Source organism: Prevotella aff. ruminicola Tc2-24, from assembly GCF_900110895.1.
GTDB lineage: Bacteria > Bacteroidota > Bacteroidia > Bacteroidales > Bacteroidaceae > Prevotella.
In genome coordinates, this window is record NZ_FOIQ01000001.1 from 780,154 (window position 1) to 804,609 (window position 24,456).

General features: G+C 51.4%; 18 protein-coding genes. 6 read left to right on the forward strand and 12 right to left on the reverse strand.

The features are described from left to right. Positions 1–27 precede the first annotated feature (27 nt). From BMY63_RS03370 to BMY63_RS03385, 4 genes are read left to right on the forward strand one after another with little or no spacing between them, the layout of a single operon-like run. Complete coding sequence (locus BMY63_RS03370; protein ID WP_091914691.1) at positions 28–1,686, forward strand: MFS transporter; 1,659 nt, start codon at positions 28–30, stop codon at positions 1,684–1,686. 37 nt (positions 1,687–1,723) lie between these two features. Then, positions 1,724–3,187: a DUF1846 domain-containing protein gene (locus BMY63_RS03375; protein WP_091899749.1), complete on the forward strand. Its 1,464-nt coding sequence runs from the start codon at positions 1,724–1,726 to the stop codon at positions 3,185–3,187. 8 nt (positions 3,188–3,195) lie between these two features. Then, positions 3,196–4,551, forward strand: a complete 1,356-nt coding sequence (locus tag BMY63_RS03380) for an MFS transporter (protein ID WP_091914693.1) — start codon at positions 3,196–3,198, stop codon at positions 4,549–4,551. A 9-nt stretch (positions 4,552–4,560) separates the two neighbouring features. After that, on the forward strand, positions 4,561–6,342 hold the full coding sequence (locus BMY63_RS03385) for a phosphoethanolamine transferase (protein WP_091914695.1): 1,782 nt from the start codon (positions 4,561–4,563) through the stop codon (positions 6,340–6,342). A gap of 59 nt (positions 6,343–6,401) precedes the next feature. Here the strand turns inward: BMY63_RS03385 and BMY63_RS03390 are convergent, their stop codons facing one another. From BMY63_RS03390 to BMY63_RS03410, 5 genes are all read right to left on the reverse strand, one after another. After that, entirely contained in the window at positions 6,402–7,331 is a 930-nt protein-coding gene (locus BMY63_RS03390; RefSeq protein ID WP_091914697.1) for an endonuclease/exonuclease/phosphatase family protein, read from the reverse strand. 21 nt (positions 7,332–7,352) lie between these two features. Next, complete coding sequence (gene nhaC / locus BMY63_RS03395; RefSeq protein ID WP_091914699.1) at positions 7,353–8,768, reverse strand: Na+/H+ antiporter NhaC; 1,416 nt, start codon at positions 8,766–8,768, stop codon at positions 7,353–7,355. Next, positions 8,762–10,291, reverse strand: a complete 1,530-nt coding sequence (locus BMY63_RS03400) for a peptide MFS transporter (protein ID WP_091914701.1) — start codon at positions 10,289–10,291, stop codon at positions 8,762–8,764. Before BMY63_RS03400 ends, nhaC begins: the two co-directional genes overlap by 7 nt. 7 nt (positions 10,292–10,298) lie before the next feature. Then, entirely contained in the window at positions 10,299–11,099 is an 801-nt protein-coding gene (locus BMY63_RS03405) for a porin family protein (RefSeq protein WP_091914967.1), read from the reverse strand. A gap of 79 nt (positions 11,100–11,178) precedes the next feature. Then, entirely contained in the window at positions 11,179–12,540 is a 1,362-nt protein-coding gene (locus BMY63_RS03410; RefSeq protein ID WP_091914703.1) for a PBP1 and LysM peptidoglycan-binding domain-containing protein, read from the reverse strand. A gap of 729 nt (positions 12,541–13,269) precedes the next feature. Here BMY63_RS03410 and BMY63_RS03415 point away from each other — a divergent pair. Together BMY63_RS03415 and uvrA are read left to right on the forward strand one after the other, a co-directional pair. Further along, positions 13,270–13,959 (forward strand): T9SS type B sorting domain-containing protein, encoded by a 690-nt coding sequence (locus tag BMY63_RS03415; RefSeq protein ID WP_091914705.1) that lies wholly within the window; start codon positions 13,270–13,272, stop codon positions 13,957–13,959. Positions 13,960–13,962: 3 nt separating this feature from the next. Beyond that, positions 13,963–16,839, forward strand: coding sequence for an excinuclease ABC subunit UvrA (gene uvrA / locus BMY63_RS03420; protein WP_091914707.1), 2,877 nt, complete (start codon positions 13,963–13,965; stop codon positions 16,837–16,839). Between the two features lie 111 nt (positions 16,840–16,950). Here uvrA and BMY63_RS03425 read toward each other — a convergent pair whose 3' ends face one another. From BMY63_RS03425 to nuoH, 7 genes are read right to left on the reverse strand one after another with little or no spacing between them, the layout of a single operon-like run. Continuing rightward, positions 16,951–18,381 carry an NADH-quinone oxidoreductase subunit N gene (locus BMY63_RS03425; RefSeq protein ID WP_091914709.1) on the reverse strand — a complete coding sequence of 477 codons (1,431 nt, stop codon included), beginning with the start codon at positions 18,379–18,381 and terminating at the stop codon, positions 16,951–16,953. 18 nt (positions 18,382–18,399) lie between these two features. Further along, positions 18,400–19,920 (reverse strand): complex I subunit 4 family protein, encoded by a 1,521-nt coding sequence (locus BMY63_RS03430; protein ID WP_091914711.1) that lies wholly within the window; start codon positions 19,918–19,920, stop codon positions 18,400–18,402. Positions 19,921–19,926: 6 nt separating this feature from the next. Beyond that, positions 19,927–21,918 carry an NADH-quinone oxidoreductase subunit L gene (gene nuoL, locus BMY63_RS03435; protein WP_091914713.1) on the reverse strand — a complete coding sequence of 664 codons (1,992 nt, stop codon included), beginning with the start codon at positions 21,916–21,918 and terminating at the stop codon, positions 19,927–19,929. A gap of 32 nt (positions 21,919–21,950) precedes the next feature. Beyond that, the gene (nuoK, locus tag BMY63_RS03440) at positions 21,951–22,259 is read right to left on the reverse strand and encodes an NADH-quinone oxidoreductase subunit NuoK (protein ID WP_091914715.1); all 309 of its coding nucleotides are present in this window, start codon (positions 22,257–22,259) and stop codon (positions 21,951–21,953) included. A 3-nt stretch (positions 22,260–22,262) separates the two neighbouring features. Beyond that, positions 22,263–22,781, reverse strand: a complete 519-nt coding sequence (locus BMY63_RS03445) for an NADH-quinone oxidoreductase subunit J family protein (RefSeq protein WP_091899763.1) — start codon at positions 22,779–22,781, stop codon at positions 22,263–22,265. 4 nt (positions 22,782–22,785) lie between these two features. Then, a complete protein-coding gene (locus BMY63_RS03450) occupies positions 22,786–23,331 on the reverse strand; it encodes a 4Fe-4S dicluster domain-containing protein (RefSeq protein ID WP_091914717.1) in 546 nt (181 codons plus the stop codon). A 9-nt stretch (positions 23,332–23,340) separates the two neighbouring features. Further along, on the reverse strand, positions 23,341–24,429 hold the full coding sequence (nuoH, locus tag BMY63_RS03455; RefSeq protein WP_091914719.1) for an NADH-quinone oxidoreductase subunit NuoH: 1,089 nt from the start codon (positions 24,427–24,429) through the stop codon (positions 23,341–23,343). Positions 24,430–24,456 lie beyond the last annotated feature (27 nt).

Below are 24,456 nucleotides of genomic sequence, written 5' to 3' on the forward strand. Positions count from 1 at the left end.
AGATGCAAAATATAAAGTAATAGAATAATGACTCAAGCAATTCAAAAAACACTGCGCGACTCTGCAGCCATGCGCTGGACAGCGCTACTACTTCTGGCACTAGCCATGTTCTGTGCCTACATCTTCATGGATATCCTCTCACCCATCAAGGACCTGATGCAAGAGACTCGCGGTTGGGACTCCACTGCCTTTGGAACCATGCAGGGTTCAGAGGTTTTCCTCAACGTATTCGTATTCTTCCTGATCTTCGCAGGAATCATCCTCGACAAGATGGGTGTGCGCTTTACAGCCGTACTCTCTGCCGCAGTGATGCTCGTTGGTGCATGCGTGAAATGGTATGCGGTGACGGAGGCGTTCATGGGAAGTGGACTTGAGACATGGTTTAACAACAACCTCAACTACATCCCCGTCTTCGATGAGTTGGGTGTATCGCCCTTCTACGAGGGTATGCCTGCCTCAGCTAAGTTTGCGGCCTGTGGCTTCATGATCTTCGGATGTGGCTGTGAGATGGCAGGCATCACCGTTAGCCGCGGTATCGTGAAATGGTTCAAAGGCCGTGAGATGGCTCTGGCCATGGGATCCGAGATGGCTCTGGCCCGTCTGGGTGTAGCCACCTGTATGATCTTCTCTCCGTTCTTTGCCCGTCTGGGCGGTGAGGTCAGCGTCAGCCGCAGCGTCGCCTTCGGTGTCGTACTGATGTGCATTGCTCTGATCATGTCAATCGTCTATTTCTTCATGGACAAGAAACTTGACACTCAGACTGGTGAGGCCGAAGAGAAGGACGACCCCTTCAAGATCTCGGACCTTGGCAAGATACTGACCGACATGGGCTTCTGGATCGTGGCACTGCTTTGTGTGCTCTACTACTCCGCTATCTTCCCCTTCCAGAAGTATGCCGTGAATATGCTTCAGTGTAACCTCACACTCACGGCACCTGACGCCGACTCGTTCTGGGCCTCATCGAGCGTAACAATCTTCCAGTATGTGATCATGCTGGTCGTGGCCGCAGCCGGCTTCGCCTCAAACTTCCAGAAGAAAGCCAACCTGAAGTACGGTTTGCTAGGTTTGTCAATCGCAGCACTTATCACTTATTGCTATATGGGCTTCATGCGCCAGTCGGCAGAGAGCATCTTCGCAGTATTCCCACTGCTGGCCGTGCTCATCACCCCGATTCTGGGCAGCTACCTCGATCATCACGGAAAGGCTGCATCCATGCTGGTACTGGGATCGCTCCTGCTCATCGCCTGCCACCTCACCTTTGCTTTCGTACTGCCGATGTTCAAGGACAGTGCCGTGGGAGGTATCATCATCGCCTACACGACGATACTCGTATTGGGTGCCTCGTTCTCTCTGGTGCCTGCCGCTCTGTGGCCCTCAGTGCCTAAGTTGGTTGACGCTAAGGTCATTGGCTCTGCCTATGCCCTGATCTTCTGGATTCAGAACATCGGTCTGTGGTTGTTCCCCCTGCTCATCGGCAAGGTGCTCGACCAGACCAACCCGCAGATTGTCGAGGGAGTGAAGAACGGTACGATTGCTCCCGATGTAGCAGCTGTCAGCTACGATTATACGGCTCCACTCGTCATGCTTGCCTCACTGGGTGTGGCAGCCCTGCTCCTGGGGCTGGTCCTTAAGGTAGTGGACCGTAAGAAAGGCATCGGTCTGGAGCTTCCGAACATCACGGAGTAAACAAGGGAATACATCAACACATAGATACACTGCTATTATGAAAATAGGTTTCGATAACGACAAATATCTCAAGATACAATCTGAGCATATCAAAGAGCGCATTGCTCAGTTTGACGGCAAGCTCTATATGGAGTTAGGTGGTAAGCTCTTCGACGACCATCACGCCTCACGCGTATTACCAGGTTTCAAGCCCGACTCAAAACTACGCATGCTGGCTCAGTTACGCGACAGCATCGAAATCCTCATTGTTATCAGTGCAGAGGATATTGAGAAGAACAAAGTACGTGCCGACTTGGGCATCACCTATGACGAGGATGTGCTCCGTCTGCGTGATGAATTCATGAGTCGTAACTTCATGGTAGGCTCAGTTGTCATTACCCACTACAACGGTCAGCATGCTGCCGACCAGTTCCGTCACCGTCTGCAGCGCGAGGGCATCAAGTCGTATATCCACTACCCCATCGACGGTTACCCGCATAATGTGGAGCTCATCGCATCTGATGAAGGTTTTGGAAAGAACGACTATGTAGAGACCACCCGTCCGCTGGTGATCGTGACTGCTCCTGGTCCTGGTAGCGGTAAGATGGCAACCTGTCTCTCGCAGCTATACAATGAGAACAAGCGCGGCATCCGAGCCGGCTATGCCAAGTTCGAGACCTTCCCTGTATGGAACCTGCCGCTGAAGCATCCTGTGAACATCGCCTATGAAGCAGCCACTGCCGACCTGAACGATGTGAACATGATCGACCCCTTCCATCTGGAAGCCTACGGGAAGACGGCTGTCAACTACAATCGCGATATTGAGATCTTCCCTGTACTGAATGCGCTCTTCGAGGGTATCTATGGTGAGAATCCCTACAAGTCGCCGACAGACATGGGTGTCAATATGATCGGCTTCTGCATCAGCGACGATGAAGTGTGCTGCAAAGCCTCCAAGGAAGAAATCATCCGTCGTTTCTACGATGCGACCAACAAGATGGCTGATGGCGCAGACAACGAGAGTGAGGTTAACAAGATCCGCATGCTCTTCAATCAGGCGAAGATAACCACTGCTTTCCGCCCTGTCACGACAGCTGCTTACGAGAAGAAACTGGAGACTGGTCTGCAGGCAGCAGCCATCGAACTTGAGGACGGTACCATCATCACCGCCAAATCGACGCCACTTCTTGGTTGCAGTGCTGCTCTTCTACTCAATGCCACCAAGTATCTGGCAGAGATCGACCACGAGGCAAAACTCATTCCGCAGAGTCTCATCGAACCCGTTCAGAAGACGAAGATAGAATATCTGGGTGGTAAGAACCCGCGTTTGCATACTGACGAGGTGTTGGTAGCACTCAGTGTCCTCTCCACTCACGATGAGAATTGCCGTAAGGCTTTGGCTCAGTTGCCGAAGCTTCGCAATTGTCAAGTACACACCACGGTCATGCTTTCAGAGGTAGATCGCAAGATCTTCAAGAAGCTTGGCTGTAATCTGACTTGCGACCCCGTTAAGAAGAAATAGCGACAACCGTGACCGAGGTAATCCGACAACGACTCAACGACTCGCCCATGGCACGATGGACTGTCCTGCTCATTGTAGCAACAGCCATGATGATGGGCTATTTCGTAAACGACGTCATGTCGCCACTGGAAACGTTGTTGGAATTACCGAAAGAGGCAGGCGGTCTTGGATGGACACCTAGCGACTACGGATTCTTCTCCGGATCGAGCGGACTGATCAACGTCTTTCTGCTCATGCTGTTCTTCTCAGGACTGATTCTCGACAAGATGGGCATCCGTTTCACTGGTGTCCTCGCCTGTAGTCTGATGGTAGCGGGAACTCTTCTCAAGTACTACGGCATCACGGCACATTTCGGTGAGGCCGTTTTCTCATTAGCAGGCTTCGAGTTACCCATGTCTGTAACGGTTGCCAGTCTTGGCTTTGCCATCTTCGGTGTAGGCTATGAGATGACAGGCATCACGGTCGCCAAGGCGATGGTGCGCTGGTTTACAGGTCATGAACTTGCCCTGGCCATGGGCATCCAACTGGCAATGGCCCGACTGGGGACAGCCGCCGCGCTCAGCATCTCTGCCCCGATAGCGCGTCACTTCTCCCTCTCTACGCCCCTGCTCCTTAGTCTGGCCTTTCTGATCATCGGGCTATTGGCGTTCCTCGTGTTCTGCGTGATGGACCGTCGATTAGACAAATCCGCCGATGCCGGATCATCTGTCAGATCTGAGGACAGCAGCGACGAGTTCCGTTTCTCCGATATCGGTATGACGCTCCGTAACCCCGGCTTCTGGCTGATCACACTCTTCTGCGTGCTCTTTTACTCCGCCGTATCACCATTCTTGAAGTTCTCTACCAAACTGATGGTTATCAAGTATGGTGTGGACGCAGACTTGGCAGGCTTCTTCTCATCAATAGCCCCCTTCGGCACGATCCTGATGACACCACTCTTCGGACTCATCTACGACCGCTATGGTAAAGGCGTGACACTGGTCATCACTGGTGCCCTCATGCTGACCGCCGTCCATTTCGGTTTCTCACTACCCATGCACAGCAGCACCATCGCCATCACACTGATGGTGATCCTCTCTATCGGTTATTCACTGGCTCCTGCAGCCTTGTGGCCCTGCGTACCTAAGATTATCCCCATGAAATGTCTCGGCACGGCCTATTCGATGATCTTTTTCATCCAGAACTTCGGACGTGCTGTCATACCAGTCTGCGTGGGACGTGCCAACGAGACCGACCCAACCTATACGACATCGATGCTGATCTTCGGTTTTACGGCACTGGGGGCAGCCATCATTGCCGTGTCCATGTTGTACGTCGACAAGAAAAAAGGGTATGGTCTACAACGACCCAATATCCAGAAATGAATTGTTATCATGAACCATCATCTCCTACAAACCATCAAACAGATCTCTACAAAAGGTATCACCTGTATAACAACCCCTGTCTATTGGAATATCCCCCTATTTGCTCTTTCCATTCTGATGCTGGGCGGCTTCGATCTTCTCTACTATCAACACCTCTATCACGAATATAAGACCTGCGATATCCTGTCGGGCTATGCGGAGATGATCTTCATGGCATACCTCATCAACGTCGTATGTTACCTTCTCAGGAAGACTCGTATACATCTTCTCCTGTATGTCATACTGTTCGTTGTCTATATCGTGAATTTCTACCTGAGATATTCCTTTGGCACAGACATCTCTCCAAAGATCCTTCTTCTGATGTTTGAGACGAACACGAAGGAGGTGTCCGGCTTCTTCAAGACCTATATGATGACTGACGGCATGCTCAAGACCGTTGGTGCCTTCGTCATTGTACTGACCATGATCATCGTCGGAGAGCGTTTCAGGAAAGCGATCAGTAAGAGACTGAATCTGCCTGTCATCAGATGTCTGCTGACTGTTCTCGTGCTCACAGGTGTTATCTGCGGAGCCACAGCCATTGGGAGATATGCTGGTCTTATCAAATGCAGGAACACCTATGAGGCCGAACGATGGCTGATGAACGTTCCTTTCCGCTATGGTATGCCTATGCCCAACCTATGCTATTCGTTAAGTGCGATCCATCTGGCAGGACAAGACCTCGACAGCATGATCAGGGCAACAGAAGAGGCCATCAAGGATGTCAGTTGCGAAAACGGTGATTCACTGAACATCATCGTGGTCATCGGTGAGTCTTACAACAAATATCATGCCTCACTTTACGGCTATACCCTTGATACCACACCATACCAATGCGAAGAACGGACAGAGGACAGACTCTGTGCTTTCAGTCGTGTCAAGTCGCCACACAACATGACCAGTATCGTCCTCAAGAACGTGCTCTGCAGCAACAATGTCCATGAGAACGAACGCTGGTATGATTATCCGTATTTCCCCGCCATCTTCAAGAAAGCAGGATATGATGTGTGGCTCTGGGACAACCAATACAAATGGAATCCTGATGCAGCCTGGGCCTTTACACTCAACTCGGTAATGTTCAACGAGCGGATCCAGCAGTTATCCTATACGGCCATCAACGAATCAGGTGCGCCCTATGATGGAGGACTCATCACTGATTTCGAAAAGAAGACAAAAGGCAGACTGGGAAAACGGAACCTGATCATCTTCCATCTGGGAGGCCAGCATTTCCTTGCTACCACACAGTATCCTCACGTGCCGGAATATCAGGTGTTCACTGCCAAGGATGTCAAAGACAATGCTCCCTACCTCAATGAAGAGAGTCGTCAGCGTATCGCCGAATACGCCAATGCCACTCGGTATAACGATGCTGTTATCCACCAGATCATGACAATGGAGAAGGAGACCAACGCCTTACTCATCTATTTCCCCGACCATGGTGAGGAGGTGTACGACTACCGCGACTTCTATGGTCGACAGATTCTTAGCCAAGATCAGATAACGCCTGAACTGATCAAGAACCAGATAGAGATTCCCTTTATCGTCTGGTGTTCTGAGAAATGGAAGCAGTCGCACACGGCGGAATGGGAGACAATCAAACAGGCCGCCGACCGGGAGTTCACGACCGATAATGTCTGTCATATGCTATTCCGTCTGGCAGGTATCAAGACCATGTCGTACAAAGCAGAACGCGACCTGCTGAGTCCGGAATTCATTCCACAGACGAAAGCGTATAACATGCTGTCACTATAAACCAATCAAGGCCCTACTTCATAGGGCCTTGATTATTCTGTATCTTATCTGATCGTCTGCTACCAGCGGAATCGGGTGACTAACGGGAGATGGTCGCTATAGCCCTTCTGATACTTCATACCCTTGTAGGTTCGACGTGGCAGATAACCGCCGTAGAACTTATCCTTTTCCAACAAGAACTTCTCCGACTGTATGAATGCCGTATCCACCTTAGCTGCTACGACAGGAGACACCAGTACATGATCCAGACTGTTCCATTCCCCCCTGTATCGATAGGTACCTGCTACGCCGTAACGGGCAGGAGCCTCTTTCGTGACATTCTTCAGATGATGTTGACACAGTCGTAACAATGCCGGGGAATCATGGTAGTCATTGAAATCACCCGTGATAACGATTGAGGCATCCGGTGACAGAGCTCGGATAGAGTCCACCGACTGCAACAGCCGATCAGCAGCATGAAGGCGGAACGGTCGACTAGCCTTCTCTCCTCCATGCCGGCTGGGAGCATGCACCACGAACACATGTAAGGTATCACCCGAGACCAACTGACCACAAGCATAGAGAATATCACGTGTCGGTCTCATGCCCTCTATCAATGGTAATCTAATGCCATATGAGCGGACCAGAGAGAAGGAAAACGGCGAATAAAGCAGTGCCACATCCACACCTCGGGCATCGGGCGACGATGTCATCACATACTCATATCCCGCATTCCGAAGGAGAGAGCGCTTGGTCAGGTCGTGCATTGTCACCTCATTCTCCACCTCACACAAGGCGACCAAGTCGGGTATGCCCTCTTCGGAACAAGAGAGGATAGCCTTCCCAATACAGTCCAACTTCTTCCAATAACGCTTTTCCGTCCACTGGCGAGTGGCATCCGGCAGATACTCCGTATCATCCTTTCCCTCGTCATGATGCGTATCAAAGATATTCTCCACATTATACTCCACCAATGTGAGGAATGAAGAAATAAGAAGTCCAAGAAACATTGACATAGCAGATATCGTTTTTTAGTGATTGTTATTCGTCCGATGTATCTTCCATCCACTGGCGGCAACAACGATACTCGTCAAAGGAGAAAGATAGTTAAAGAAACAGAAAGGCAGATAAGTCAGTGTGGCCACACCAAGCACAGTACTCTGCGTCAGACCACAGGTGTTCCATGGCACAAGCACGGAAGTGACGGTCGCACCATCCTCACAGCTACGGCTCAGCAGACGAGATTCATATCCCTTCTCCCGATAAGTCTCCCTAAACATAGAACTGGAGAGCATGATCGACAGGAACTGATCAGCCGTAGCGATATTGCAGAAGAGAGCCGTACCAACAGTAGAGGCCACCAGTGAGGCGGTACTCTTGACGAGACGTAAGACCCTGCGCATCAGATCCTGTAACTGACCGGTTGCCGTAAGCGCACCGCCAAAGGTCTGGGCACAGATAATCAGCCAGATTGTCGGCATCATGCCCGCCATACCACTCGTATGGACCAGATCATTGAGCATTGGCACACCCGTCTCTATGTTCGTACTACCATAACAAACCCGCATCATACCTTTGTACGAGGCCAGTAATCCACCCTCTGCATCCTCAGAGATGGCATGGACGAGCGGTGTCTGAACAACCAATGCGACGACAACCGCAAGAAGGATGGCCAAGAAAAGCACTACCATCGAGGGCCAACGACGAGCAATCATGACGCCCGTCAACACGGGTACGATCAACAGCCACGGGGAGATGACGAAGGTATGCTGGAGACCGTCCATGAACTCCGACACGTTTCCATGCCCAGAGACATCCATCGTCAGACCAGCTATCAGGAAGATGGAAAGTGATATACAGAAAGTGGGTACTGTCGTGTAGAGCATATATCGGATATGCGTAAAGAGCGGTGTTCCTGACACACTTGAGGCAAGAACGGTCGTGTCCGACAGCGGCGAGAGCTTATCGCCGAAGTAGGCCCCTGTGATAATCGAGCCAGCGATCCATCCGTCGTCAAAGCCATGTGCCTTTCCGATGCCCATCAGAGCGACACCGATCGTAGCGACGGTGGTCCATGAGGAACCGACCATGAGACTCACCAAGGCACAGAGCAAGCTGCTGCTTACCAAGAACACCTCTGGACGAATCAGTTGCATGCCATAATAAATCATCGTAGGCACAATGCCCGACACCATCCACGTGCCACCAATGGCACCAATCAGCAGAAGGATGATGATGGCCGGTGTACAACTGGCTATCTTATCCGTCACCTCCTTCTCCAGGTTCTCCCACTTCAGATGCCCAGAGAAATGACCGATGAGCACACTGACAGCCGATGCCACCAGCAGTGAGACCTGACTGGCCCCATCCAATGTTGCGTTACCGAAGACGGTAACGCAACATGTTATAAGTGCGATGAGCACTAAAAAGGGTATCAGGTTCAGCACACCTTCTCTAGTCGTTTCATGATGGAGAACATAAAGACTGCGGAGATGAGACAGAGTGCGATGAAGACACTCCATACGGCCCAGAGAGGAATATTACCCCACAGATAGCCACCCACACCAACCAGCTTATTACCGATGGCGGTAGCCACGAACCAGCCACCCATCATCAGACCCTTATACTTCGGAGGAGCCACCTTCGAGACGAAAGAGATACCCATCGGCGATAGCAACAGCTCGGCGAATGTCAGAATCAGATAAGTATAGATGAGCAACTGCGGTGTGACATCAGCCACATGCACGGCCACGGATTCACCGTCGGCACCAACAGTCGTCTGCGGCATCGGCAGTCCGAACGAGGCGACAGCCATCAGACAGTAAGCCAGTCCGGCCACCACCATACCATAAGCGATCTTACGCGGTGCTGAGGGCTCCTTACCCTTGGCCGACAGACTGCCGAAAATGGCGAGGCTGACAGGTGTCAGAGCCACCACATAGAAGGGGTTGAACTGCTGGAAGATAGGCGCCGAGACAGCAACGATCTGCCCCGTCGTCGCATCGTACTGGAAGAACAGGAAGGCCACAGCCACCACGATGACAGCGAAAGAGATGGCCTTACCCTTAGCAGTCTTCGACTGGAACAGTGAGAACAGGGCATAGACGATAAAGATGATGGCCACGAGGTTCCACACGCTGAAGGCCATACTCTCGACACCTGTCGACGTCCTAGCCGTGAACTCATCGGCGAAATAGGTCAGCGACAGACCGTTCTGATGGAAAGCCATCCAGAAGAAGATAACCACCGCGAAGACCAGGCAGAGAGCCACGATACGCGCTTTCGTCTCCTCCTTCGACAGTTCCTCGACCTCAGCCTGCACCCCCTCCTTCTTCGTGCCGCCCTCCACATGACGGAAGGTTCCACGGAAGATATAGTAGATGGCAATAGAGAGGATCAGTGAGGCACATGCCACGGCAAAGGCAAAGTGATAAGAGTCGTTGACGCTTGTGCCGAGGTTCTGCTGGGCCCATTCCATGATGCGCACGGCCGCCGTCGGAGCGAAGAGTGCACCGATGTTGATAGCCATGTAGAAGATCGAGAAGCCCGAGTCACGCTGCGAGGCATACTTCGGATCATTATAGAGATCGCCCACCATCACCTGGAGGTTTCCCTTGAAGAGACCAGTACCCAGACCGATGAGCACCAATGCGGCCAGCATCACGACCAGTGCCAGCGTATCACCGCCCAAGGGCACTGAGAGCAACAGGTAGCCTGCGAACATGATGAGGATACCGATGGTCACCATCCGACCAAAGCCGTAACGGTCGGCCAGCCAACCGCCTACGATAGGCAGGAAATAGACGAGCATTAGGAAGTCGCTGTAGATCTCCCCTGCCCAACCAGCATCGAGTCCGTAGTTTGCACGGAGGAACAATGCGAAAACGGCGAGCATCGTGTAGTAGCCGAAGCGCTCACCTGTGTTGGCCAATGCCAACGCGAATAAACTTTTTGGTTGATTTTCGAACATGTTTTAATTATTTTATTTTAGTGTTTTTTGTTCTGACGATATCAAACAGATAGGTACATTTGATGACGATATTGCCGAAGTTCGACCGTCCGAAGTAGTCACGCTTCGAATCACCATAGATGTTCCCCAGTCCATAGTAATAACGGCCCTCGATGAGGAAATGCCCCAGATGACGATGACTGTACTCCATACCAGCACCTACGGCGATGCCGTAGTCAAACTTGTTCTTCACCGTCATGGTATCCTGCGCCACGACCTGCGAGGCGCGCTTGCCATAGTACTGGTACTCCGGATTCTGTTCCCTGGGGTAGTCCCTGCCTGGATCGAACGCCGGCTGGCGCACATCGAAATTGGCATCCACCTCATCCTTCATATAGAAGCCTATCTGCGGTCCTATCTGGAAGAAGCCCTGGAAACCGTTCCGTTCGCGGCCCCAACCCATACGAGCCAGAAGGGGCACCTGCACGTACGTCATCTTCCGTGAGTATCTCAGCGACTGCGTCTCGTCCGTATGCAAGGGCACAGGCTTATCATCCATCGTCAGGATCTTCTCCTTCCATCCTATCTGCGCATAGTTCACCTCCGCCACGACGGCACAGATGCTATGGAAATATTTCTCACACGTATAACGGGCGGTCAGTCCGCCGGTCAGTCCCCCTAACAATCCCTGTGGGACCTTCGTAACGAAAGACACATTACTCATCACATATCCGCCGTTCACACCCAGGGCGAAGTCGGTACGATACTCGCCGACCTGGGCATACGACGTGATGAGCGAAAAGCGGAAAGCGAAGACCAACGTCAACATGACCAGCTTCCATCTTCCCACTATCATTTTCTCAAATACTATCTTCATAAAACAGAATGCGTTCCTTGACTCCCGTCAGTTAGTAGTTAATCGTCTCGATCACATGGTCTGGCGTATAGTGAACAAAGAGGAATGTCCTGTTGCGCAGGCCGCCATTGCCATAACGCTCGAACTGTAAGGCTGTCTGAATAGGCAGATAGCCGAACATACCCTTTGCCCCATTGAACTTCATGCCATACTTGTTCAGTCCTCTCAGGAAGAAATAGGCATGGTCGAAGCCTGTGATGGCAAAGCGTGGCTGCACGCTCTGCATGTCGGCATGGAAATTCCAACGGTATTTCTGCTGGAACCGTTGTGTAGCCGGCGAGACTGGATTATAATAGAATACCGAGGGGATATAAGTATCAAACTTGTAGTAGTTCTCCAGATGCGCACGGTTGTACATCAGCCACTCCGTATAGCCGAACATCGAGATCTCCAGTTCCGGATAGGTATGCTTCAGACCGTTGAGCTTGGCGAAGGCAACGCCCAACTCCTGCGAACGGGCCGTGTTCAGGATGACGACATTACGCTCCTTACGACTGAAGGCCTTCGAGAACTCTTCCTCGCCCGATTTCAGGCTCGTGAGGGAATAGACGATGCCACGCTGTTCGAGTTGTCGGCGCAGTCCTGTCGTGAACGTCCCTTTCTTGCTCGTCGAATCGTTGCAGTCGATGATGACAGGATGGTATTTCTTGAAGCGCTCCATGAAACGGGTGATCGTCGTCTCGTTGATCTCCGTCGGCGACTGCCACACCTGGAAGATATGACGGTTGGTCGCGAGCTGCGGGGCATTGATCGAGAACGGGATCACCAGACGGATATCATGCTCCTGAACGAAATCCGACAGGAGAGCCACCTGTTTGGAATAGAGCGGACCGATAATCAAGTCACACTCCGCTGCCGCCTTGTCCTTCAGGATCTTCAGCATATCAGCATCCTCGGCCGCGTTCCACGCATGCACATCCACCGAGATACCCAACTTCTTCAGACTGTCGCAGGCCATCAACACGCCACGGTAGTACTCCGTCATCCGTTTGCCGTCGCCATTAAGATCATGCAAGGGGAGCATCACGCCCAGACGGATGGCGCGATCACGCACATCATCGGGCCGACTCTTAGAGGCCGACTGCACGGGTTGGGAGACGACCGCAGACTTACCAGGATACGGAATCCGCAAGACGAATCCCTTCTTCAGCTCGTAGCCGGGCGTCTTCATCTCAGGGTTGGCCTGGATCAGTTCCTCGATAGAAAGACCGTACATCCGTGAGATGCCGAAGATGGTCTCCTTCTTCTTCACCTTGTGCAGACCACGTATGGAATCCGTCACTTGTGCCGACATGATGCCGACAGCCAGGAAGAAAGTCACCAACAGCAAACAATATCTTAATAGTCGAGTCATAAATCCAAGTTTTATCCTTACCGCCTACAAAAGTACAAAATAATTGTGAATTGAGAATTAAGAATTAGGAATTATTTAGCATCTTTTGACCAAACAGTGTTCCCACAGGCCATCATATCGCTTGACGACAGCAGTAATTATCTTGACAAATCGACGCTCATAACTCGCGCCAAGGTCATCAACGGCGAAGTGCGGGTCGTAGGCGCGAGTTTTGGACCATTTCCGTATTCAGCTGAAAACAAGCCAGTTATACAAATACCGCACAGAGGTAGGAATTTACAGTCAAGGAGATAGGGCCTATGAGTCGTGGAGATAGGGTTCACGAGTGAAAGGGATGATCCCTATACCCTATAAGAGATAATCTCCTTCTCTCGTAAGTGCCATCCCTTACGGTCGTGGAGATTATCTCCTTGACTGTAAGATGCCGGGGGTACCCCAAGTAGTCCCCTTCTCCACTCCGGATACGCCAAAACAGGGCAAAAAGAGGATAAAAGAGGCCCCCTGGCTGTTCTGGTTTGCAACTTCAGACGGGCACTTTTTTAGGCATTCTTTCTTGACAATCGGACGATCAGGAACGAGCAGGCAGCATCACCCCGCGACAGTCTGATCGTTGGCACAAACACTACAACCGTTTACCTATTTATCAAATAGTCGCACGAAAAAAACTAAAAATCCTTCCATATTCCCACATTTCTTCGTATCTTTGTCGTTCAATTGACTATCATATACATGAGAACAAGACAGATCATCCTACCCCTCTTCGCGGCTATGATTCCCTTCGTCTGCCTAGCTCAGAGCAGTCGGCCCTCCGTGGCCCCTACGGCCATCTATGCCGACGAGAACGGGGCGGAGACCGAGACCTCGGATGACTTCGCAGGACAGGCGCCACTGACGGTGACCTTCCGTGCCAACCCGACCGCCATGGAAGACTACTCGCCCACCTATGAGTGGCACTTCCGCACGGAGGGAGAGGCCAAGGATATGATGGTACGCTACGAGGAGAACACACAATACACCTTCACCACCTCGGGTACGACAAGAGTCACCCTCCTGGTCAGTAAGGGGGACACCGGTGAGCGTCTCGACTCCGTCGTGATACGTGTCACCGTCAGCGAGAGTAAGCTCTCGTTCCCCAACGCCTTCTCGCCTAACGGTGACGGTATCAACGACATCTACAAGGCCAAGGACTACCAGAGTCTTGTGGAGTTCCATGCCTACATCTTCAACCGCTGGGGACAGAAGCTCTACGAGTGGACCGACCCTGCCGACGGATGGGACGGCACCTACCACGGGAAGGATGTGAAAGACGGCGTATACTTTGTACTCGTCAAGGCCAAGGGGGCCGACGGACGGACCTATCATATCCGCAGAGACGTGAACCTGCTGAGGGGATATACTGAAAGAACGACGACGAACTAAGACATGAGAAGAGAAGACGATAAGATCAACGTATACGGTGCCCGTGTACATAACCTGAAGAATATCGACGTAGAGATTCCGCGCCAGTCTCTCACCGTCATCACAGGACTCAGCGGCAGCGGCAAGTCCTCACTGGCCTTCGACACCATCTATGCCGAAGGGCAGCGGCGCTATATAGAGACCTTCTCGGCCTATGCCCGTAACTTCCTTGGCGGACTGGAGCGCCCCGACGTGGATAAGATCACAGGCCTGTCGCCTGTCATCAGCATCGAGCAGAAGACTACCAACAAAAACCCGCGCTCCACGGTGGGCACGACGACGGAGATATACGACTACCTGCGTCTGCTCTTCGCCAGAGCCGGCAAGGCCTACAGCTACGCCACTGGCGAGGAGATGGTGAAATATACGGAGGAGAAAGTGCTCGACATGATTCTCCACGACTATGCCGGTAGGAAGATCTTTATCCTGGCCCCTCTCGTCCGCAGTCGTAAGGGTCACTATCGTGAGCTCTTCGAGGCCATGCGCCGCAAGGGCTACCTGAACATACGGATAGACGGCGAGATGAAGGAGATTGTCAGAGGCATGAAGGTGGACCGCTACAAGAACCATGATATCGAGGTGGTCATCGATAAGCTGAGCCTCCCCGCTATCTCTTCCGAAGGAGGTGGAGCTCAGATGTCTGAGGAACGCCTCAAGAAGTCTGTTGCCATCGCCATGAAACAGGGCGACGGTCTGATCATGATCCTCGATGTCACCGACGCTGCTTCCAAGGGAAGCGGACAGGGAGAGGTGAAGTACTTTTCCAAACGACTGATGTGTCCTACGACAGGCATCAGCTATTCCGACCCCGCCCCCAATAACTTCTCTTTCAACTCACCACAGGGCGCCTGTCCTCACTGCAAAGGACTGGGTGTCATCAACCAGATCGACCTGAAGAAAGTGATCCCCGACCGCAAGGTCAACATCCACGACGGCGGTATCGTTCCACTGGGCAAATACAAGAACCAGATGATCTTCTGGCAGATCGACGCCATTCTGAAGAAATACGACTATAGTCTCAAGACTCCTATTCAGGATATCTCTGACGAGGCGCTCAGTGAGGTGCTCTACGGTGCCATCGAGAACGTACGCATCGACAAGGATCTAGTACACACGTCCAGCGACTATTTCGTGGCCTTCGACGGTATCATCAAATACCTGCGCAACGTCATGGACAACGACGACTCCGCCGCCGGACAGAAATGGGCCGACCAGTTCCTCGCCGAGTGCGAGTGCCCCGAGTGCCACGGTCAACGTCTGAACAGAGAGGCACTTTCGTATAAGATCTGGGACAAGAACATCGCTGAGCTCGCCTCGATGGATATCGCCGAACTGCGCGAGTGGCTTGACCATGTAGAGGAACACCTCGACCACCAGCAACAGCAGATTGCAGCAGAGATACTGAAGGAGATACGGACACGACTCGACTTCCTGCTTGAGGTCGGACTCGACTATCTGGCGCTCAACCGCCAGTCGGCCTCGCTCTCAGGCGGTGAGAGTCAGCGCATCCGTCTTGCCACACAGATAGGCTCACAACTCGTCAACGTGCTCTACATCCTCGACGAGCCCTCGATTGGTCTGCATCAGCGCGACAACGAGCGACTCATCAGGTCGCTCAAGGAGCTCCGCGACTTAGGTAATACCGTCATCGTGGTAGAACACGACGAGGACATGATGCTGAATGCCGATTATATCGTTGACATCGGTCCCCGTGCCGGGCGCAAGGGCGGTGAGGTGGTGTTCCAAGGCACCCCACAGGAGATGCTGCAGACCGATACCGTCACGGCACAATACCTCAACGGAACGAAGAAGATCGAACTGCCACAGCAGCGTCGTAAGGGCTCCGGCAAGCGTCTCCGTCTTTTGGGATGCACGGGCAATAACCTCAAGCACGTCGACGTGGAGTTCCCTCTCGGCTGTCTCATCCTCGTCACAGGTGTCAGCGGCTCGGGTAAGTCCACACTTATCAACGAGACGCTGCAGCCCATCCTCTCACATCATTTCTACCGTTCCCTGAAACGTCCCATGCCCTACGATCGCATCGAGGGCTTGGAGCATATCGACAAGGTGGTGAACGTAGACCAGTCGCCCATCGGGCGCACGCCGCGTTCCAACCCGGCGACCTATACGGGTGTCTTCTCAGATATCAGGAGCCTCTTCGTCAACCTGCCCGAAGCCAAGATACGAGGCTATAAGCCTGGTCGTTTCTCGTTCAACGTGAAAGGTGGGCGCTGCGAGGCCTGTGGCGGTAACGGTTACAAGACCATCGAGATGAACTTCCTTCCGGATATCCAGGTGCCCTGCGAGGAATGTCATGGCAAACGCTATAATCGTGAGACGCTCGAGGTGCGCTACAAGGGCAAGTCGATCGCCGACGTGCTCGACATGACCATCAACCAGGCCGTGGAGTTCTTCGAGAACGTACCGGATATCCTCCGTAAGATCAAGACCATACAGGATGTCGGACTGGGATACATCAAGCTCGGGCAGTCGTCCACCACCCTCTCCGGCGGAGAGAGCCAGCGCGTGAAGCTCGCCACCGAACTGTCGAAGCGGGATACCGGCAAGACCCTTTACATCCTCGACGAGCCGACGACGGGTCTCCACTTCGAGGATATCCGTATTCTGATGGATGTGCTCCAGAAACTGGTGGACCGTGGTAACACCGTCATCATCATCGAGCATAACCTCGATGTCATCAAGCTGGCCGACTGGATCATCGACATGGGACCGGAAGGCGGTCGTAAGGGTGGACAGGTTCTCTCTGTCGGCACCCCGGAACAGATTGCCAAGTCGAAGAAGGGCTACACACCCCGATTCCTTGGACAGGCCTTAAAATAAGAAGAGAACAAGGAGCAGACACGTCTGTCGACGTCTCTATACGAAAAACGACAGATCCCGATGATCAAACATCATCGGGATCTGTCGTTTATATCAATATCTGATGACGGATTACAGACCTGCGGCAGCAATCCACTCATAGATACAGCTGACGATACCAAAGAGGGCGATGCCAGCGGTACAAAGGGCCAGGGCCACCTTGGTGCTGAGGTCGCTCTGGAAAGCGGGCAGCGGTGTGTCGGTCTTGGTGATATACATGGCCTTCACAATGAGCAGATAGTAGTAGAGTGACACCACCGTATTGATCAGTGCAATGAACACCACGAAATAGGCAGCGGCACTACCCTGCTGAGCAGCAGCCATGAACACGAAGAACTTCGAGAACATACCTGCGAACGGCGGGATACCTGCCAGAGAGAACAAGGCCAGTGTCATCAGGAACGACAGCTTGGGGTTGGTCTGGTAGAATCCGTTATAAGCAGCCATATCAGTACGTCCGTTGTGATTGCTCTCAACAACATTGATGACGGTGAAGACCGCCATGTTGGCAACGATATAGACAAGCACATAATAGGTCAGCGCAGCCACACCAAGTTGTCCGTTGCCCACCACAGCAAGCATGATATAGCCGGCCTGTGAGATAGAGCTGAACGCCATGAAGCGCTTAAGCTCACTCTGACGGATGGCAAACAGGTTGGCCACGGTGATAGAGAGCACGATCACGATATAGAGCAGATACTCCCAATAAGCTACCAGCGGCTGGAACACCTTCATCAGGATGATACACAGCGTGAGAGCAGCGGCACCCTTAGAGATGACACTCAGATAACCAGTCACAGGCGTCGGCGCTCCCTGATAGGTGTCGGCCGTCCAGAAGTGGAAAGGTACGAGTGAGATCTTAAAGCCCAATCCGCTGAAGAAGAACACAAGACCGATAATCGCCAATGGAGAAGCGGTGATCGTTGCAGCCACATCGTCGAAATAGAGAGTGCCTGTAGCAGCATAGATAAACGAGATGCCATAGAGCATCACACCACTGGAGAATGTGGCGGTCAGGATATACTTCGCAGCACCCTCGGCAGAATCCTTCTTCCACTTATCGAAAGCGACCATACAGGCCATGGGTACCGAAGCCATCTCAAGTCCGAGGAAGAACAACATGAAGTTGCCACTCGACATCATGACAAACATACCCAGCAGGGTGCTCAGTACCAGCATATAGAACTCGCCCTCCAATTTCATAGCCGACTTGACAATCCAAGGCTGGGCCATGATGCAGACGATGATCGTGCCAAAAGCGAGAATGACCTTCATGACATTGACGGCCTGTGAGCTGACATACAATCCGCCAAATGCTGAGACAGGATCAGAATATGCCAGTGTTGCCACGGCCGTAACGGCCAGCATGCCGACTGTCAGGTATTGCAGGAGGTATCCCTTAACCTTTACCTTCGTCAGGAAGAAGTCTCCAAAGAAAACTATGATCAGCGAGAGAACCAGGAAGGCCTCAGGCATCATTTTCAGGAATTCACTATAATTCATATCTTAGTCCTCCTTTTTTTACATTACACCTATTGACTGAAGGATCGAACCAGCAGCCGGTGATATCATATCGCTGAACACGAAAGGTGCGCAACCCAGACCGGCTACACAGAAAATCAGACAGATCACTGCAACGCGCTCATCCCATGTAGCATCGGTGAGCTCGAGGTAGTGTTTGTTCTCTACCTCACCATAAAGGATCTTACCAACCACACGCAGGATATAGACAGCCGTAACGACAATCGACATACAAGCGATAATGGTGGCTACCATACGGAACGACGTATTGGGATCGCCAGAGAGCGGATGAGCTCCGAACGAGCCGACGAAGATGGTCATCTCAGCAATAAAGCCGGAGAAACCGGGAAGACCGAGGTTGGCCAGACCGGCAATCACATAGCCGACAGAGAGGAAAGGCATGATCTTCATCAAGCCGGCCAGCTCACGGATATCACGCGTATGAGTACGACCGTAGATCATACCGATCAGTGCGAAGAAGAGAGCTGTCATCAGACCATGAGAAAGCATCTGGAGAATAGCACCCGTCACAGCCGTCTGACTCATCATCAGAAGAGCGAAGAGCACCAATCCACAGTGAGACACTGAGGAATAGGCATTGATATACTTCAGGTCGGTCTGTACGCAGGCAGACAGTGCACCATAGACTACCGAGATAGTCGTCAGAATCAGGAAGATCCACGAGAGATCCTGAGCAGCCTCAGGCAACAGATACATAGCCACACGGAAACAGCCATAACCTCCCAACTTCATCAGCACACCGGCATGGAGCATAGACACGGCGGTAGGCGCAGAGGCATGACCGTCGGGTGACCATGTGTGGAACGGGAACAGAGCTCCCAGCACACCGAAGCCAATAAAGATAAACGGGAAGAAGATGTTCTGGATGTGACCAGGGATGCAGTGATTGGCTGCAATCGTGGTCAACTCAAAGGTGTATGACCCACTGTATTGGCCATTAAAGAAATAGATGCCCAGCAGACCGAGGATCAGCAGAGCAGAACCTCCCATCAGCATCAGCGTCAACTTCATGGCTGAGTACTCCTTACGACCAGACCCCCAGACACCTATCAGGAGGTACATCGGGATCAGAGCCACCTCATAGAACATGAACATCGTAAAGAGGTCTGTTGAGATGAAGAAACCGAACACACCCGTTGAGAGAAGAGTGAACCAAAGGAAATACTCTTTCGTCATGGGCTTCAACTGCCATGAGGCAAAGGTTCCTGTGAATACGATAATGCTCGACAGCAGCAACATCACCACCGAGATACCATCGACGCCCACCGAATAAGCAATGTTCAGTGGTTTGAACCAGGACACACTATATGTCAGCAACATCTCTGCAGAGTTACCTGCCGCACGCTGCTGAATGAAATAGACGGTCAGCCATATGGAAAGGGCAAGCAGACACGATGCACCTGCCACCATCACGCCACGCACCTGATTGAGATTCTTGGCAAGCCATAATCCCAGAAGCATCAGGGCGGGAATCAATACGAAAACACTTAATATACTCATATCTTTTTAGATGCATAAAAGGATTAATGATAACGCTACCGTACCAGTGAGGAACCAGACGGCATACTGGCGCACGTCGCCACTCTGCCACGGACGGATGGATTCACCGGCTTCGTTAGCGCTCCATGCCAGGAAGTTGAACGTACCATCAACGATATGACGGTCGAACCAGGCGATAGGCGTAGAAACGAGCGCAAAGATAATTCTGTGCGTAACGAACTGCCATATCTCGTCTTGATAGAAGCGTTTATAGGCTGCACGATGCAATCTTGGGAACTGCTTATACAGACGGTCAGCAATCGGCTGACTCTCCCCTTTATAGATATAAGTAGCGAGACATATACTCAGGATGGCGATAACCGTTGAGGTAACAGCAATCTGTGTATCAAAGTGGATGGTATAATCCTTTCCCGTCGAAGAGACGAAACTACCGAAGGAGCCTCCCCATCCAAGGAAACCTGCCAACGTGGAATAGATACCGACACCAACCGTGATCACACTGAGCACAATCAGAGGTATGGTCATACATGAAGGAGCCTCATGTGGTGTATGATGCGCATGAGCCTCTTTGTTTTCCGTACCCCAGAAGATACCATAGTACAGACGGAACATATAGAAAGCTGTCATGGCAGCAATACCTGTCATGATCCAACCAACCACCGGACTGTAACTGAAGCAGGCTGTAATAATCTCATCCTTCGAACAGAAACCAGAGAAGAACGGGATACCTGCAATAGCCAGACAGGAGATGAGGAAGGTCACATGAGTGATAGGCATATACTTACGCAGACCACCCATCAGTGCCATCTCGTTTGAATGGACTGCATGGATGATACATCCTGCACCAAGGAACAGACAGGCCTTGAACATCGCATGCGTGAACAGATGGAACATACCTGCCATATAACCCAACTGAGCATGATCGTCAAAGATGGTTCCATGGCCTGGCAGACTCACGCCCAGAGCCACCATCATAAACGCGATCTGAGAAATGGTAGAGAAGGCGAGCACACGCTTGATGTCACTCTGTGCACAGGCTACAGCAGCAGCATAGAACGCCGTGAATACACCCACCCATACCACAATGCTCAGCGCATGAGGCGCAAAGGTGATCCAAAGCGGGAACATACGGGCAATCTGGAACACACCAGCCACCACCATCGTTGCAGCGTGGATGAGTGCCGACACAGGTGTCGGACCTTCCATGGCATCAGGCAGCCAGATATGCAACGGGAACATAGCGGACTTACCAGCACCACCAATGAACATCAGCGTAAGAGCTGTCGGAAGGATAAAGGCTCCTGCACTCAGGGCTCTTACGATATCCACAGGAATAAACGGTGTGGTGCCCGCACCCATAACGACATTTGCCCCATGCCCTGCAAACGAGAAGCTGAATGACTCTGTGAAATAGCCGAACATCAGGATACCAATCAGGAAGAACATATCGGCAAAACGAGTCACGATAAAGGCCTTCTTTGAGGCTGCAATGGCTGGCTTCAACGGATAATAGAAACCGATCAGCAAATACGAGCTGACACCCACAAGCTCCCAGAACATATACATCTGGAAGATGTTCGTGGCAAGTACCAAGCCTAACATGGACATCGTGAACAGACTCAGGAAAGCATAGTAACGCTGAAAGCCCTTCTCACCGTGCATATAGCCGAATGAATAGATATGAACCATCAGCGATACCGTAGAGATGACGATCAGCATCACAACACTGATCGGATCCAACAGGATTCCCAAGTCGAAATGTAATCTGCCCAACGGCAGCCAAGTGAAATTATACGGAACAACCGTCTGATAAACCCCATCCACACGATCCATTCCAAAATACTGAAATGCCGTGAGATAAGAGAGTACCGTTACGAGAGCAAGCGAACAGGTGCCGATCAAGCCAGCAACCTTGTGCTTCATCTTCATGCCAGCCAAGCCCAGAACAATGAACGAGAGCAGGGGCAGAAGCATAATAAATATCGTGTAACTAAACATAATCTTAACGTCTTTACTTCTTAACTCCTTAACTATCGTTTCATATTCTGAATACTATCCACATTATCGCTATTGAAGTTGCGATACACATTGATAATGATGGCGATGGCTACGGCCGTCTCCGCTGCAGCCACACCGATACCGAAGAGCGACATGAAGAAGCCTTCGAGCTGTCCAGGGAACAACAGACGGTTAAATGCAGCGAAATTAATCTCAACGGCATTGAGAATCAACTCCACAGAGATGAGCATCGCGATCAGATTACGACGGCTGACAAAGCCATAGACACCGATGAAAAACAACAGTGCACTGAGAATAAAATAATACTGTACGGGTACCATAACTTACTTCTCCTCCTTTCTTGCGATTGCCAAACCACCAATAATACATGCCAGCAGGAATACTGAGATGAACTCGAAGGGGAGTACATATTGGTACTTGTCAGTACCGAGCAGCGACATACCGATTTCTTTCATCGGTACTTCCACATCGGCTACCTGACAGGCAGCATACATAAACTTGTTCTTAAGCAGTACGAACAGGACGGTAGCCAGACCTACCAACGAGAGCATCGCACCATAGATGACACGACTGCCCTTCATCCGTTCTACGAGTCCCTGAAGAGAGCGCTTGCCCACCAGTTGGATGGCGAAGACATAGAGCATTGTCACGCCTCCGGCATATACTGATATCTGAGCAGCACCAAGGAACGTATAGTCGAGCAGGAAATAAAGACCTGCCACGCCAAAGAGCACAAACAACAGGAATGTTGCGGCTCGCATGATACGCTTCGTCGTCACACACATCACGGCAGAACCGAGTATGACAACGGCGAGAATGAGAAACATTACATAGTTTGCCATATCGTTACTTCGTTTTGGTGTTAAACTTACCGATTGTCAGCGGTGCACCACCGTCAAGCAGATTGGGCAAAGACCCACCCTCATAGACTTCCTTGTCGAGGTGGAGCACCAGACTGTTGCGATTGAACACAGCATTCTCGAAATCATTTGTAAACTCAATCGCGTCGAAGTTGCAGGCGTTCGTACAAAGCTGGCAGAACATACAGTCGCCCAGATCGTACAGATAGTCGTCAAGCACCTTCTTTTTCTTACCCGTCTCCGGATCCTCTGCCATGTGAGCAGTAATCTTGATGGTTCCATTAGGACAGGCCTTTTCGCACAATGTGCAAGCCGTGCACTTGTAGCTGCCATCTTCGTTGCGCTTGAACACCAAACGACCGCGATGACGCTTAGCCACGTGAAGTGTGGTCTTGCGGTTCTCGGGATACTGCTCTGTTGACTTGTTGGTGAAGAAGTCCTTGAAATATTCCTTCCAAGTAACCTTCATGCCTGTAGCCAACGTCTTGACAGCATGTCCGATTTCTCCGAAATATGATTTATTATCTTCCATTGCTATACCTTATTTAATATACCATCCAAGAGCCACGATGACCGTCATCAACACAAGATTGATAAGACCAAGCGGCATCAGATACTTCCACTCCAGCTTCAGGATCTGGTCAATACGCAGACGTGGGAAAGTCCACTTAATCCACATCAGTACCCAAACCAAAGCAAAGGCTTTACCCATGAACCATACAATACCAGGAATGTAGTTCATTACAGTGTCGAAAGCATCAACACCAATATTGATGGGAGCCCAACCACCGAGGAATACCGTAGCAGCGATACCTGCGATGATAAAGAGATTAAGGAACTCTGCGAGATAGAAGAAGCCAAAGCCCATACCTGAATACTCGGTGTGGTGTCCGGCGGTCAACTCACTCTCAGCCTCAGCCATATCGAACGGGCCACGGTTTGCCTCAGCATTACCTGCCACGAGGAACACGAGGAAGGCGATGATGGCGGGAATATGTCCCTGGAAGATCAACCACTTGAAAGGACCGGTCTGTGCCTCAACGATACCGGACATCTGCATCGTACCCGTCAGGATCACAGCAGTAATCAGACAGAGGCAGAGCGACATCTCGTAAGAAATCATCTGCACGGCACCACGCATGGCACTAACCACAGAGTATTTATTGTTTGAACCCCAACCAGCAAGGAAGATTCCAACTACACCAATCGAAGAGATGGCAGTGAGCAGGAATACACCTACATTAAAGTCAAGCACTGTAGCACCATTATTCCACGGCAGGAACGAGAAGGCACCAACAGAACCGATGATCACCAAAATCGGAGCCACGGCATAAAGCAACTTATCGGCCCTGTCGACGAAGAAGATCTCCTTAATGAGCATCTTCAAGACATCGGCAAACACCTGAAGCAAACCCCAGTAACCAACTCGCATCGGGCCCAGACGGCACTGGAAATAGGCACATACCTTACGCTCCATGAATATCAGTACGATAGCGATGAGGGCGTATCCCACAAGGATACCTGCACCTACCAGCACGCACTCAATCAATATCGACAGAAAATCTCCCAGACCGAGTGTATCGCGAAGGAGAGCGTCGAACCATTGTGTAACTATAGAAAAGTCGAACATATTACTTCAATTTTTCAATTCTTAATT

Bases quoted from the DNA above. Each gene is read 5' to 3' on its own strand.
- BMY63_RS03370 (WP_091914691.1), top strand. From the start codon at position 28: ATGACTCAAGCAATTCAAAAAACACTGCGCGACTCTGCAGCCATGCGC.
- BMY63_RS03375 (WP_091899749.1), top strand. From the start codon at position 1,724: ATGAAAATAGGTTTCGATAACGACAAATATCTCAAGATACAATCTGAG.
- BMY63_RS03385 (WP_091914695.1), top strand. From the start codon at position 4,561: ATGAACCATCATCTCCTACAAACCATCAAACAGATCTCTACAAAAGGT.
- BMY63_RS03390 (WP_091914697.1), bottom strand. From the start codon at position 7,331: ATGTTTCTTGGACTTCTTATTTCTTCATTCCTCACATTGGTGGAGTAT.
- BMY63_RS03400 (WP_091914701.1), bottom strand. From the start codon at position 10,291: ATGTTCGAAAATCAACCAAAAAGTTTATTCGCGTTGGCATTGGCCAAC.
- BMY63_RS03405 (WP_091914967.1), bottom strand. From the start codon at position 11,099: ATGTTGACGTTGGTCTTCGCTTTCCGCTTTTCGCTCATCACGTCGTAT.
- BMY63_RS03410 (WP_091914703.1), bottom strand. From the start codon at position 12,540: ATGACTCGACTATTAAGATATTGTTTGCTGTTGGTGACTTTCTTCCTG.
- BMY63_RS03415 (WP_091914705.1), top strand. From the start codon at position 13,270: ATGAGAACAAGACAGATCATCCTACCCCTCTTCGCGGCTATGATTCCC.
- uvrA (WP_091914707.1), top strand. From the start codon at position 13,963: ATGAGAAGAGAAGACGATAAGATCAACGTATACGGTGCCCGTGTACAT.
- BMY63_RS03425 (WP_091914709.1), bottom strand. From the start codon at position 18,381: ATGAATTATAGTGAATTCCTGAAAATGATGCCTGAGGCCTTCCTGGTT.
- BMY63_RS03430 (WP_091914711.1), bottom strand. From the start codon at position 19,920: ATGAGTATATTAAGTGTTTTCGTATTGATTCCCGCCCTGATGCTTCTG.
- nuoL (WP_091914713.1), bottom strand. From the start codon at position 21,918: ATGTTTAGTTACACGATATTTATTATGCTTCTGCCCCTGCTCTCGTTC.
- nuoK (WP_091914715.1), bottom strand. From the start codon at position 22,259: ATGGTACCCGTACAGTATTATTTTATTCTCAGTGCACTGTTGTTTTTC.
- BMY63_RS03445 (WP_091899763.1), bottom strand. From the start codon at position 22,781: ATGGCAAACTATGTAATGTTTCTCATTCTCGCCGTTGTCATACTCGGT.
- BMY63_RS03450 (WP_091914717.1), bottom strand. From the start codon at position 23,331: ATGGAAGATAATAAATCATATTTCGGAGAAATCGGACATGCTGTCAAG.
- nuoH (WP_091914719.1), bottom strand. From the start codon at position 24,429: ATGTTCGACTTTTCTATAGTTACACAATGGTTCGACGCTCTCCTTCGC.